At 69.2% G+C, this 13,119-nt stretch carries 12 protein-coding genes; 6 read left to right on the forward strand and 6 right to left on the reverse strand.

What is annotated here, in order from left to right:
* Position 1: 1 nt before the first annotated feature.
* The 4 genes from ACFWXQ_RS06615 to ACFWXQ_RS06630 form a co-directional block, all read right to left on the reverse strand.
* Positions 2–1,222, reverse strand: a complete 1,221-nt coding sequence (locus ACFWXQ_RS06615) for a macrolide family glycosyltransferase (protein WP_383945562.1) — start codon at positions 1,220–1,222, stop codon at positions 2–4.
* Positions 1,219–2,187 carry a patatin-like phospholipase family protein gene (locus ACFWXQ_RS06620; protein ID WP_383945559.1) on the reverse strand — a complete coding sequence of 323 codons (969 nt, stop codon included), beginning with the start codon at positions 2,185–2,187 and terminating at the stop codon, positions 1,219–1,221. The genes ACFWXQ_RS06615 and ACFWXQ_RS06620 overlap by 4 nt, the downstream gene beginning before the upstream one ends.
* Positions 2,188–2,399: 212 nt before the next feature.
* A complete protein-coding gene (locus tag ACFWXQ_RS06625; protein WP_386267689.1) occupies positions 2,400–3,170 on the reverse strand; it encodes a nitroreductase in 771 nt (256 codons plus the stop codon).
* 197 nt (positions 3,171–3,367) lie between these two features.
* A complete protein-coding gene (locus tag ACFWXQ_RS06630; protein WP_383945553.1) occupies positions 3,368–4,318 on the reverse strand; it encodes a hypothetical protein in 951 nt (316 codons plus the stop codon).
* A gap of 501 nt (positions 4,319–4,819) precedes the next feature.
* Between ACFWXQ_RS06630 and ACFWXQ_RS06635 the strand changes: the two genes are divergently transcribed.
* The 4 genes from ACFWXQ_RS06635 to ACFWXQ_RS06650 all read left to right on the forward strand — a co-directional run bounded on the left by ACFWXQ_RS06635 (position 4,820) and on the right by ACFWXQ_RS06650 (position 9,193).
* On the forward strand, positions 4,820–5,293 hold the full coding sequence (locus ACFWXQ_RS06635) for a carboxymuconolactone decarboxylase family protein (protein ID WP_383945550.1): 474 nt from the start codon (positions 4,820–4,822) through the stop codon (positions 5,291–5,293).
* Positions 5,294–5,550: 257 nt separating this feature from the next.
* A complete protein-coding gene (locus ACFWXQ_RS06640; RefSeq protein WP_383945547.1) occupies positions 5,551–6,447 on the forward strand; it encodes an RNA polymerase sigma-70 factor in 897 nt (298 codons plus the stop codon).
* Positions 6,448–6,641: 194 nt separating this feature from the next.
* Positions 6,642–8,342 carry an L-aspartate oxidase gene (locus ACFWXQ_RS06645; protein ID WP_383945592.1) on the forward strand — a complete coding sequence of 567 codons (1,701 nt, stop codon included), beginning with the start codon at positions 6,642–6,644 and terminating at the stop codon, positions 8,340–8,342.
* A 59-nt stretch (positions 8,343–8,401) separates the two neighbouring features.
* On the forward strand, positions 8,402–9,193 hold the full coding sequence (locus tag ACFWXQ_RS06650) for an RNA polymerase subunit sigma (RefSeq protein ID WP_383945543.1): 792 nt from the start codon (positions 8,402–8,404) through the stop codon (positions 9,191–9,193).
* A 12-nt stretch (positions 9,194–9,205) separates the two neighbouring features.
* Here ACFWXQ_RS06650 and ACFWXQ_RS06655 read toward each other — a convergent pair whose 3' ends face one another.
* Positions 9,206–10,108 carry a helix-turn-helix transcriptional regulator gene (locus ACFWXQ_RS06655; protein WP_383945540.1) on the reverse strand — a complete coding sequence of 301 codons (903 nt, stop codon included), beginning with the start codon at positions 10,106–10,108 and terminating at the stop codon, positions 9,206–9,208.
* 199 nt (positions 10,109–10,307) lie between these two features.
* On the opposite strand from ACFWXQ_RS06655, the gene ACFWXQ_RS06660 reads away from it, so the two are divergent.
* Entirely contained in the window at positions 10,308–11,135 is an 828-nt protein-coding gene (locus ACFWXQ_RS06660) for an SDR family NAD(P)-dependent oxidoreductase (RefSeq protein WP_383945537.1), read from the forward strand.
* A gap of 111 nt (positions 11,136–11,246) precedes the next feature.
* On the opposite strand, the gene ACFWXQ_RS06665 is transcribed toward ACFWXQ_RS06660, so the two are convergent.
* Positions 11,247–11,705, reverse strand: coding sequence for an SRPBCC family protein (locus ACFWXQ_RS06665; RefSeq protein WP_383945534.1), 459 nt, complete (start codon positions 11,703–11,705; stop codon positions 11,247–11,249).
* A gap of 553 nt (positions 11,706–12,258) precedes the next feature.
* On the opposite strand from ACFWXQ_RS06665, the gene ACFWXQ_RS06670 reads away from it, so the two are divergent.
* Positions 12,259–13,035, forward strand: coding sequence for a BTAD domain-containing putative transcriptional regulator (locus ACFWXQ_RS06670; protein ID WP_383945531.1), 777 nt, complete (start codon positions 12,259–12,261; stop codon positions 13,033–13,035).
* The last annotated feature ends 84 nt before the right edge of the window (positions 13,036–13,119 follow it).

Genomic DNA, 13,119 nt, shown 5'->3' on the forward strand with positions numbered 1-13,119 from the left:
TTCAGCCTCGCCGGGACGGATCCGCGAGAGCCGGCCGACCGGCCACCGCGTTCGTGTGCAGATACCGCTCGCATTCGTCGGCGGCACGCCGGTATCCGCCCGCCTCGTGCTGAGCACCCCGCAGGGTGGCCGCGGCCGCCCGGAACCGGGGTTCGTGGAGCAGACGCCCTGCGAGGGCACGTACGGAGTCCTCCGTCACATCCTGGGTGCGGATCGACAGGCCGGCGCCGAGTTCCGCGACACGACGGGCCACCATCGGCTGGTCGGCGCCCTGTGGGACCACCAGCATCGGAACGCCTGCGTACATGGCCTCGTTGACGCTGTTCATGCCGCCGTGGGTGACGAACAGCGACGCGCGGGCCAGTACCTCCGGTTGTGGGACAGAGCGGCGGGCGAGCACGTTGGGTGGCAGCGGACCCAGCGCGGCGGGGTCGGTCTGCCCGGTGGAGACGACGACTGTGCCGCCCAGCGGGGCGAGCGCCGTGGCGAAAGCGCGCAGCAGCAGCGGGCCGGCGTTGAAGACCGTGCCGAGCGAGGCGTAGAGCACCGGCTCCCGCAGCTGATCGGCCGGGAACGACGGGTCGGCCGGGCGGGCGCCGATGCTGGCGCCCACGAACCGGTAGGACCGGTCGAACTCCTCGACGGCAGGCTGGAACGCCCGCGAGGTGTAGACCAGGTTGAGCGGCTGGCGGATGTTCCCCAGGTCGAGGAGGGGCAGCCCACTCGTGTCGAAGCGGCGCAGCCCCCGGCGCGCCCGCAGATAGCCCTTGAGGCTGTCCCGCCGAGTCGCCGCCTCGGCCAGCAGGTCCCATGAACCTCGGGTGGGGCTGGGCACGTGCCGGTTGAAGGCGAACGTGGTGAACGACGACGCCGCCGGTACGTCGAGTTCGCGAGCGGCGACCGCGCCCCACAGACAGGCGCTGTCGTGAACGATCAGATCGGGCCGGATCGAGCGCAGGTCGGTCAGCACCGGAGGCAGCAGGCGAACAGCCGTGCTCGCGAGCCCCTCCATCAACGTGACGGGCGTCGGCGGATCAGGAAGCGGCTGGTCACCCCCGGGGTAGAGACGCACCGTCGCGCCGACGGCCTCGATCTCTTCACGGAAGGCGGGCGAGGTGTGGTACGTGACGGAGTGGCCGCGGCGAACGAGCTCGGCCGCCACCGGCAGCGTCGGATTCACGTGCCCGTGCATGGCGATGTTCAGGAACGCGATGGTACTCACAGGGCCACCCCCGATAGTGAGGAAGTCGAGTTCGAGGAACTCGATGCTGTCGAGTTTGAGGAAGTCGGTGCTGTCGAGTTTGAGGACGTCGGTGCTTCGGCCGGGCCGTCCGACGTCGCCGGAGGGCCGTCGGCCCGATACAGGCCCGGCCCGCAGACGTTCAGGCCGTCGAGAAAGCGTCCCGCCGTGCGGGAAGCGGTGCTGATGAGCCGCTCGGAGTGGCCGAAGTCCCAGGGGGCGGGCCATTCCTCGATGCCGGTCGGCAGCACGACGGTCGGGATGCGCTGGGCCACCTCGCGCAGATCACGCTCGATCTGATGGTGCATCAACAGCAGCCCGGCCCTCGCGGCGATCGCGCCGGCCCTCCGCCTCGGGACGGTCGGGCTCAACGGCGAGCACTCCGGTCCGGTCGACAGCACCACCACGCTGGCGGCCCCGGCCTGTAGTGCTGCCAGCACCGGGACGTACGCGATCACACCTCCGTCGACCAGCGTCCTGCCCTCTCGGTCCACAGGGGGCAGCATGCCGGGAACGGCCGCGCTGGCCAGCAGCGCGGACTCGAGGTCTCCGTGGTCGAGCAGTGCCGGAGCGCCGGTGGCCAGGTCCATCGCCACCGCGGTGAACGGGACCGCCAACTGCTCGATCCGAGACGGCAGTCCGGCCCCGGCGATCAGTCGGCGCAGGCCGCGGTCGGTGAAGACACTGGCCCGCGAGGCCGGGAAGCCGAGCGGGTACACCTCGCGGCGGCTCAACCGGGTCCAGACATGGTCCAGCCAGGGCGCGGCCGTGTCCGGGTGGGCGGCCGCGATGGCGCCGTTGAGAGCGCCCACCGAGGTGCCGATGATCATGTCCGGCACGAACCCGCGCTGCTCCAGAGCGGCCCCGACTCCGACGTGCGCCGCTCCGAGCACCCCACCGGCACCCACCACCACGGCCACGGGACGGGGAAGGGCATGCAGGCCCACCGAGCCGGGCTCCACGGGCAGTCGGTCCGACGGCGGGAGATGCGCCCCCTGCTCTGCCGTCAGGGTTCGACACTTCTCACGGCTACGACCACTCGTCGAGTCGCCCCGGCCGAAGCCCGAGGGAGCCCGCGAGTCCGGCCTCCGACCACAAGCAATCATCAAGATCAACTCTCCCGGTGCCGAACCGAATCGTTTTGGGTTCCTCACTCATGTCAGGGCGGCAGCCCAATTTGTGACACCAGCTGCCGCATTTTTCTTGTGAGTGCGTCACGAAGGCGTGCATGGAGACGTGCGGCAACGCGCGGCATCCACCGGGCGCGGCGTGCGTGACGTGCGGCAGGATCCACGGTTCCGGCTTCCTGATCGCGGGGCGTCGAGGTCGAGCAGGTCGCCGCCGCCTCTGCGGAGTCCTCGAACCCGATCGCCATGCCGCAGAAGAGGATGAGCTCGTCCGGGGGCGACAGAACCTCCGCGACGGCACGGTGGTACTTCGCCCACGCCATCTGCGTACAGCCGTGCAACCCTTCGGCGCGGAGCAGCAGCATGACGGTCTGCAGATACATGCCGACGCCGGACCATTGCGCCGGGCCCAAGTCCCGGTCCACATAGCAGAACAGGACTACGGGAGCACCGAGGGCGGACCGGCGCTCGCGGTACGGGGACTTCGGGGCGGCCGAGTACTGCTCGCACGCCGGCTCGCGCCAAGAGTCGTCCACCGCATCACGTTCACCGACCAGCTTCTCCAGCTCGGCCAGTGGCCGTCCGGTCAGTACGTAGACGCGCCGTGGCTGGAGGTCCGGCTCGGACGATGCCCGGGCGGCAGCGGACAGCACTCGCTCCAGCACCTCCCGTGGGACATGCCGATCGGTGAATCCGGACACCGTCCGCCGACTCGTAACCGCTTCGTACATGTCCAAGACCGCCACCCAATCCGCTCGGCGTGCCCGCCTGACCACCCTCAAGATAGTATCATTCGATACCATCTCGTACGCGACTACATCTGCACGGACCGCCGGGCCCGCTGCGACAGTCGCGTGAGCCGGGCGCGTTCCGGTTGGCGCCGACCTGGCCGATGCGGCAGCGCACTGATCGCCTTTTGGACACGACCGTGCGCAGGGCGGATGACGTGCGACGACGCGGGATGTCCTGGGCGGAGCCGACCGACGCTGCCCTGACAGCGTCAGTTGTCGGCGCGGATGCGCCAGGGATCCGAGTACACGGCGCCGATGGCGACCAGCATGCCGGGGAGGAGGTCCAGTCTCTGGGACCGGAAGCGGGCCAGCGAGCCACTCCTGGGATGGAGGTGGAGAATATCGACCTTGTGCGAGAGGTCTTCGGCGAACGACTCGACGTACAGATCGTGTCCCGGCCGCCACGACCGGTTGTCGATCCGTAAGGTGCCCGGCGGACCGATGTAGCGGACCACTTCACGGCCTTTGCCGCTGATCTCCCGGCTGAAGGACCGCAGCTCATTGGGCATGGAGACGGACAGCTCCCAGCCACAGCCGTAACCCGCGACCTTGAGCAGCGTCGGTTTCGGTGAGACAGGTTCCGGGGGCACCCCGGCGGCTTCGCCTGGAAGAGTGGAGGGTTTCGGGGGTAGGGCGATGACGTCGCCCCCCGAGACCAGCCTAGGGGCCCAGGTGGACAAGAGCGCCTGGAGCCGGTTGGCGCGTATGGCGTACACGGCGACTCTGGCTCCCCGGCCCTTGGTCTGCCGCAGCTTGAGTACGGCCGGCGGCCCGTCGTACACGAGGACGTCGGAGCCCGTGCCGGTCGCCCAGGTATCCAGCACGCGCGCGGCGGACAGGGGCAGCACCCGCAGCCGCCATGCGCAGTCGGCGGCGCACTCCACCTGGATCCGGGTGGTCACCGCCCCTAGGTCCAACTCTCTGATCAGGAAGCGGCAGCGGGTGTCGCCGCGCCCCTTGACGATGCTGCCCGCGAATTTCAGCTCGGTGTCGTTGCCTGCGTGGAGGGTGAGTTTCGGGATCCGGCGGCCGGCCGGGGAGAGCCTGGTGCAGTCGATGATGACCTGTCCGGTCGGGTGCGGCTCGGCGAGGTGGATCGTCCTACTTCCTGTCCCCTGGTGAAGGGAGGACCGGGCTTCCGGGCTCCTGTCTTCGATCACCGGATCGCTGCCCCCCCTTTATTACCACCGCCGCCCCAGCCGACCGTCCAGACGCCCGACGGCCGCTTTCATGTGCACATCATCAAGGGCGCGCCAACGTTGTTCAACAGCGCCTGGGCTGAAGGGTGGCACGGTTCATTTGGCGTGCAGCTCTATGACCCCCGGTTCGGGACACCTCCAGCTCAAGCGCGTGACGCACAGCGCACCTGAGTTGAGCCACGAGCTCCAACCTCGGCCGTCAGCGAGAAGTCCCAACTCGGAGGCCTCCATGACTCCGTAGGAGAACGGAACGCTGCAACTGTGACCGCCGAAGGCCCCAGCCGGCGAGCAACCGGAAGAAACCAGGAGTCCACCGATGCCGCGCCCGGGCGTATCACCGGAGACCGGCCTTCACGGCGTGGAGGCCGAAGGAGGCGCAGGTCACATTCCATCGCTGTCACGGATCACCGGGTGAGCCCGGTCAATACGGTGTAAGCGCCCTATCACCGAGGAGATCCCGTCATGGATTCGCGCGTCAACTACTTCGGAAACGCTCTCGCCGGCAAGGTCATGAGGCACCTCAACTCGGCCAACAAGGTGGTGGCCGAGTCGACGCTGCCGGTCGCGACACAGGAGCTCGTGAAGATCCGCGCGAGCCAGATCAACGGCTGCGGATTCTGCACCGACATGCACATCAAGGACGCCGTCGCCGCCGGCGAGACCCAGCAGCGTCTGAACCTGGTGGCGGTCTGGCGTGAGGCCAAGGTCTTCACCGACGCCGAGCGTGCGGCCCTGGAGATCGCCGAACAGGGCACCCGCATCGCCGACGCCTCGGGCGGTGTCCCGGACGACGCCTGGGCGCGTGCCGCGAAGTACTTCGACGAGGACCAGCTCGCCGCGCTGATCTCGCTTCTCGCGATCATCAACGCCTACAACCGCATCAACGTCATCAACCAGCAGCCTGCCGGGGACTACGAGCCCGGCATGTTCGGCTGAGGCGATCCTGCCTCGCCGGGCATCACCGTCCGTCTCCTCGTCTCCGCGTCTCCTCGTCTCCCCGTCGCCGCGGCCCACGACGGGGAGGCGGGCTCCCGGGGTCTGCCGCAAAGCGCCGCGCCGGTGCATCGGATCGGCCCACTCTCACCTCGTAAGACGGCACAAACCCCAGGTCAGGAGTGGTGTGAGTGGCTTCGGCCCCCAGAAGCGTGCGGTCCGTGGCGGTTGTAGCATTGTCCTGGCCGAAGGGGGCGACCATGCACGCCGAGGATGACGCCGACTCGCTCGAGAGAGCTACGCAGGAGTTCATCGCGGCGCGTCCCCAGCTGTTCGGTGTCGCGTACCGCATGCTCGGCAGTTCCACGGAGGCCGAGGACATCGTCCAGGAGGCCTGGCTGCGGTGGCAGAACACCGACCGTCGGGAGATCGTCGAACCGAAGGCCTTCCTGACGACGGTCACCGCCCGGCTCGCGATCAACCTGGCGCAATCCGCCCGGATGCGGCGGGAGTCGTACGTGGGCCCGTGGCTCCCCGAGCCGGTCGACACCAGCCGGGACCCGAACGTGGGTGCGGAGCGCGCCGAGGCGGTCGAGATGGCGGTTCTTCTCGTCCTTGAGAAACTGAATCCGGTGGAGCGGGCCGCCTACGTCCTGCGAGAGGCGTTCGACTACCCCTACCCGCAGATCGCTGAGATCGTGGACACCAGCGAGGCCAACGCCCGCCAGTTGGTGAGCCGGGCGCGCAAGCACCTGGCCGCCGAACGGCGGGCACCTGTCGACCGGGCGGAGCACCAGCGCCTCTTGAAGGTGTTCCTCACCGCGGCGCAGACGGGTGATCTGGCCACGCTGGAGCACGTCCTCTCCGAGGACGTCGTCAGCTACGCCGACGGGGGCGGCATCCGCGGCGCGTCGAAGATCCCGGTTGTGGGGCGTCAGCATGTCTCCCGGTACCTCGGGGCGTTCGCCCCGCGCTTCTGGCCCGGGTCGGAGATCAACTGGGTCGAGGCCAACGACCGGCCCGCGGTCCTGGTCTCCTCCGGCGGCAACCCGGTCGCACTGCTGTGCGTCGACGCTTCGCCCCGCGGCCTCGAACGCATCATGTGGGTAATGAATCCGGCGAAGCTGGCACCCTACGTGGCGTCACTGACCGCCTGACCCTCGTCCGAGAACAATGGGACGCGAGGTGTCGCGGTGGGAGTGGGCCTGCCTCGCTGACGGCGCAGAAACGCCTGATCAGGTGCGGGAGTCATGCGCCGTTGTCACAAATGACGGGATCAACCGGTCGTACTGGGTGACGAACCAATTGATCGGAGCGGAACGTGGCTATCACCGAGCAACGCCTGTCCACCATGGTGTTGGTGATCGGAACGGGCGGAGCGGGACTGCGGGCGGCGATCGAGCTGGCCGAGGCAGGCATGGACGTACTCGCCGTCGGCAAGCGCCCCAAGGAGGACGCACACACGGCCCTGGCGGCGGGGGGCATCAACGCGGCCCTGGCCACCATGGACCCCGAGGACAGCTGGCAGCAGCACGCCGCGGACACCCTCAAGGAGAGCTACCTCCTCGCCGATCCCCGCACCGTCGAGACCGTCACCCGGGGCGCGGCCCTCGGCATCGACGACCTGGAGCGCTACGGCATGGCCTTCGCCCGGGAGGAGGACGGCCGCATCTCCCAGCGCTTCTTCGGCGCGCACAAGTTCCGCCGCACCGCCTTCGCGGGTGACTACACCGGTCTGGAGATCCAGCGCACGCTGGTCAGGCGCGCGAGCCAGTTGCAGGTCCGCATGCTCGACAGCGTCTACATCACCCGGCTCCTGGTGCACGACGGAGCGGTGTTCGGCGCCTACGGCTTCGATATCAACGACGGGACGCGCTACCTGATCCACGCCGACGCCGTCATTCTCGCCGCGGGCGGCCACACCCGTATCTGGCGGCGTACGTCCTCGCGGCGCGACGAGAACACGGGAGACTCGTTCCGCCTGGCAGTGGAGGCCGGTGCCCGTCTGCGCGACCCCGAGCTGGTGCAGTTCCACCCCTCGGGAATCATCGAGCCCGAGAACGCGGCCGGCACGCTCGTCAGCGAGGCTGCCCGCGGTGAGGGCGGCATCCTGCGCAACGCGCTCGGTGAGCGGTTCATGTCCCGCTACGACCCCGAGCGCATGGAACTGTCCACGCGTGACCGCGTCGCACTCGCCTCCTACACGGAGATCAGGGAAGGCCGCGGCACACCCAAGGGCGGTGTCTGGCTCGACGTGTCCCACCTGCCTCGACAGACGATCATGAGCCGCCTGCCGAGGGTCTACCAGACACTTCTGGACCTGCAGATGCTGGACATCACCCGCGATCCGATCGAGATCGCACCGACCGCCCACTACTCGATGGGCGGAGTGTGGGTCAGTCCCGACGACCACAGCACCGACGTACGCGGCCTGTACGCCATCGGCGAGGCCTCCAGTGGCCTGCACGGCGCCAATCGCCTCGGTGGCAACAGCCTCATCGAGCTGCTGGTCTTCGGCCGCATCGCGGGACAGGCCGCAGCGGCCTACTCCAAGGGGCTGGCCGCACAGCCGCGGTCGGCGGTCGCGGAGGCCGAGGCCCGGTTCGAGATCGACGGCCTGCTCGCCGCGGACGGCCCCGAGAACGTCCGTGCCCTGCAGCGCGCCATCCGCAACACCATGACCGAGCACGCGGGTGTCGTCCGCGACGAGGGAGGGCTGCGCGCCGGTCTGGCGGAGCTGGCCGAGATCGACGCGCGCATGGAGAACGTCGGGATCCACCCGGACATCGCCGGCTTCCAGGATCTCGCGCACGCCTTCGACCTCAAGTCCGCGGCCCTCGCCGCCCGAGCCACGCTCGAAGCGGCGATCGAGCGCCGGGAGACCCGGGGCTGCCACAACCGCAGCGACTACCCGGACATGGATCCCGCACTGCAGGTCAACCTCGTCTGGTCGCCGAAGACGGGAATCACGCGCGAGAGCATCGCGCCCATCCCGGACGAGATCGCAGCCGTGATGGAAGAGGTGTCCACCGAAGGAAAACTCGTGGAGTGACCGACGACCGAGGCGGTCGCCTGTGTTGTGTGCGGTGCCGTGCGAGTGGAGGACGCCGTATGAACGACGCAGGTGATTCGGTGTCGATCGCTGATCTGCTCGACGAACGGCGGCATCTCCTGGACATCGCGCACCGGATGCTGGGCGGCGGTTGTGGCGCGGAGGACGTCATCGCCGAGACCTACCGGCGGTGGTACGAGCTGTCCGGCGCGGCGCGGGCGCGGATCACGACTCCTCGGGCCTGGCTCGGGGAGGTCGTGAGCAGTCTCTGCTCGACCCGCCCGGCCGTGCAGGAACAGCACCGGGCCCCTGCGGTCGGGGAGAACGGTGGTGAGGCGGACATCGCGGGACGGGCAGAACCGGAGTACGTCGAACCGGCCGACCGCGCGTTGCACAGTCTGCGGGCAATGCGCTCGCGTCCCGCCACGCCGCAACGGCATGACGCCGTGGTCCGTACCGTCCAACAGGCATGCGCCACCGAGGACATGCCTCTTCTGGTCTCTCTGCTGGCGCCCGACGTGATGGCGTTCGTCGACGGCGGCGGCAAGGTCCGCGCGCCGACCGGGCCCGTCCACGGCAACCTGCAGGTCGCCCGCAGCCTGTTGACCCTGGTCGCCCGACCCCCGCGCATCACCTTGCACACCCACTCGGTCAACGGCCGCACCGGAATCGTCGTGCGCTACGACCGCCAAGTCGCCGCCGTCATCAGTCTCGACATCGCCGGTCACCATGCCGTACAGGTCTGGGTCACCCTCAACCCGGACAAGCTCCGCTCCTGGAACCTGTCACGCAACGAGAGGGGCAGTCCCGCCAGTTGGGCACGCCCTCACGCACCTGGACCTCCCTTGTGACGGCTGTCGACTTCACCCGTACGACGTGGTCCTGGGTGTCTTCGAGGTGCCGGACGTCGAGACATCGGAGCGGGCGTGATCGGTGGCCCAAGCGGAGAGCACTGTCAGGGCCTCGTCGGACGGTGATCCGGGGTCGGCGAGGAAGGTGAAGAGGGTCTGGTCGGGGTCGCCGGGGAAGGTCAGTGCCTCGGTGCGGAGGGTGAGGCGGCCGGCGATCGGGTGGTGGAGGGTCTTGGTGCCGTGGCTGGGCTCGACGACCTTCTGCCCGGCCCACCAGCGCAGGAAGCGGTCGCTCTTCATGGACAGCTCCCCCACGAGTTCGGCGGTGCGCGTGTCGTCGGGGTGACGGGCGGCATCCATCCTCAGTGTCCCGACGAACATGGAGGCGGCCTTCTCCCAGTCCTGTGCGAAGAGCGACCGCGCGGCCTCGTCGAGGATGACCCAGCGCACGGCGTTCCGGTCCCTGACAGGCATCGCGCCGAAGTCGGCGAGCAGGGCGCGGGCCATCCGGTTGCTCGCCAGGATGTCGGTACGGCGCCCCAGCACGAAGGCCGGGGTGTCCCCGAGACGCGCGAGCAGCGCGTGCACCCCGGGACGCACCTTCTGCACGGTACGGGGTGTGCGGCGCCGGCTCGTGGCCGGTCGGCGCGCCACCGCGTGCAGATAGCTGCGTTCCGCCGGATCGAGCTGCAGGGCGTCCGCGAGTGCGTCCAGGACGGCTTCCGAGGGTGTGATGGGCCTGCCCTGCTCCAGGCGCGTGTAGTAGTCCACGCTGACGCCCGCCAGCGCGGCCAGTTCCTCCCTGCGCAGCCCGGGGACCCTGCGCGGGGCCGCGTCACGGATACCGAGCTGCTGCGGGTCCAGTGCCGCGCGCCGGGCGCGCAGGAAATCACCGAGTCCCTCGTTGCGCTCCATGACCCCATGGTGGCCGGTGCCGGCCCGCCGTGTCCCGGTGAAGGTGGCCCTGCGGATCCCAGGATGAAGCGGGCCAATCCCATGGCCGCCGTACTGCTGGGGCGGCGGTTGGCTGGAGAGCGGGACACCACAGCGGTGCTCCCGTCCCCTCCACCGGGCCGTACGTCTAGCGCGGGGCCCACCAGAGAAAGTCTCCGCCATGCCTTCCACCTGGCTCATCACCGGCGCGACCTCCGGCTTCGGCCGCCTCGTCGCCGAACGCGCACTCGCCGGCGGCGCCCACGTGATCGCCGTCGGCCGACGCCACGACCGGCTCGCCGAGCTTGCCGAGGGCGCCCCGCACGGGCAGGTCACCCCGGTCGCCCTGGACATCACCGCACCCGACGCGCAGGAGGTCCTGGCCGAAGCGGTGCGCTCCGCAGGGGGCCTGGACGTGCTGGTGAACAACGCCGGCTACGGGCTCTTCGGTGCCGTCGAGCAGATCGACGGGGACACGGCGCGCGCGATCTTCGACACCAACGTGCTGGCCAACCTCACCGTCCTGCGTGCCTCACTCCCCGCCCTGCGAGCCGCCCGAGGCCGGATCCTGCAGACCTCCTCGCTCATCGGCCAGTTCGCCTGGCCCTCCTCGGGCCTGTACTCGGCGTCCAAAGGCGCCGTGGAACTGATCAGCGAGGCCCTCGCCCATGAGCTGGCCCCCACCGGTGTCAAGGTCACCATCATCGAACCGGGCACCTACGCCACCGAGTTCTCCACCAGCCTTCACGTCGTCGCCCCGAACGACGTCTACCTGCCGACCGTCGGGCAGTTCCTCACCGACTTCGCCGCCCTGCCGCCCCAGGCGTTCGGCGATCCCGAGACCGTCGCGGACGCCGTCATGGCGGTGACGGAGCTGGACGAGCCGCCCCTGCGCCTGGCCGTCGGCGCGGACGCCGTCGAACACATCCGGGCTTCGCTCCGCTCCCGTCTGGCCGAACTCGACCGTTGGGAGTCCTTCCCGCGCGTACCGGTGGGCGAACGGGCCTGACCGTCCCGCACCACCGACGCACGGACCGGGCCCCTCCTCCTGCGGGCCCGGTGGCGTGCTGATGTGCACGGTCGATGCCGGCCGGAGCCGAGCAGGGCCGTCTGTGTGGCTTCAGCGCGGGCTGATCGCCGCTTCGGCCGCGGTCTTGATCCGGGAACCGAAACCGTCGGCGTCCTTGCGGGCGGCTACCAGCGCCAGGCCGACGAGGAGTTTGCCGAGCCCGTGGCCCTCCAGGACGTTGAAGATACGGACCCGGGTCCTGCCGTCCCCCAGCGACTCCAGGTCGTAGCCGCCTTCGCGTGCCGTCACGCTGTTCTTCGTCACCTCGGCCCACCGGATCTTCACCGGGGCTTCGAAGGTGGTGATGCGGAACTCCCTGGCGGACTTCATCCCGGCGTCCTTGACGGTGCTCCGGAAGACGGTGCCCTCCGCCGTGGGGGTGTCGGGGACTCGCTCGATCTTGAGCACCCGGGGGCTGAACTGCGGGTCGTTGCGTCCGTCGGCGAGGTAGGCGAACACCTCTTCGACGGGCCGATCGACCTCGACCGTCGCTTCGAACTGTCCTGACATCGGCACTCCTGAATCGGTCGAGCCGCTCCGCGCCGGCGCGTCCCCTTCGGCTGATGTCCGCGGGACCGGCATGCCGCCTGGGAACTGCCTCGCGCTCAGGCGAAGAACGCGAGGGCCGCGCCGTACCGCCAGCCCTGTCGTGGCGGCACCGCGACCCTACGGGACCACCGGGCATCCCGCGCGTTGTAGCGAGGCAACCGCTCGTCCAAAGGTGGGAGGCGTCGGCGCCCCGTCCTCCCACGGCAGTCCACCTTTCGTTGACTCCCGGCGCCGCTCTCCTCAACACATGGTTGAGACAGCCATACCGCGGGAGTCGACCGGACGTGGAAGGGGGAATCGACCGGGTGATGGATGACATATGCCAGGAGTGCTGAAAGACTGAGCCGCGGAAACGTCGACCACGCGCAACTTTCCTTGATGAACTGTCAAATCAATGAGCAGTGCACCGACCATTTTTCTGGAGCAGTGCGCATTTCACGCAGACCGCTTCATCGTGCACCACGCATCGGGGGACAGCTTGCACATCAACATTCTGGGACCTGTATCCATCAGCATGAACGGGAAGCTTCATCCCATACGTGCCAACAAGGTACGGGCATTCCTCTCCGCTCTCGCGTTGGAGGCCGGACGAGCCGTTTCCAACGAGGACCTGGCTGACGAACTGTGGTCCGGACACCTGGTGGGCAACACGCGAAACGCCTTGCAGGCGCACGCGACCCGGTTGCGCAAGGAGATGGTCGGCTCCGCTCACCAGCGACGTGGCGTCACGGTGCTGCGCGCCGTGCCCAACGGATACCTTCTCGACGTCTCACGCGAGTGCGTCGACGGCAACAGGTTCCTCGACCTCTCCGCCCGAGGGGCTGCCGAGTTACAGGGCCGGCCGGAACGTTCCCTGGAGCTGCTGCAGCAGGCTCTAGAGCTGTGGCGGGGGCCCGCGTTGCTCGACGCCGGTGACGGGCTACGGGCCCGCAGCGCTGCCGCGCTGTTCGACGAGCGTCGCCTCGCGGCCTGGGAGAACCTGGTCAGCGCCTGCCTCACGGTGGGGGACGACGCGCGCGCGATCGCGGAACTTCGTCAACTCGTCGCCAGATACCCCCTGCGCGAGCGGTTCTGCGAGTTGCTCATGCTGGCGCTCTACCGAACCGGTCGCCAGGGCGAGGCGCTGGACCTGTTTCAGCGGACCAGGAGGCGGCTGGACGAGGAACTGGGAATCCAGCCGGGTGCCCTGCTCCAGCGCCGTCACACGGAGATCCTCGCCCAGGACCCCGCGCTGACGCTCCCCTCCGCGGTGATGTCCGGCCGGCGGGAGCACGCAGCCGTCAGAAACTGAGGTGCGTGGAACACGGTCGTGCCGAACGGCAGGATCCGATCCGCTTTGCACCTCAAGCCGATCCGCTTTGCGCCTCAAGCCGAT

Source organism: Streptomyces sp. NPDC058697 (assembly GCF_042715345.1).
Classification (GTDB): domain Bacteria; phylum Actinomycetota; class Actinomycetes; order Streptomycetales; family Streptomycetaceae; genus Streptomyces; species Streptomyces liliifuscus.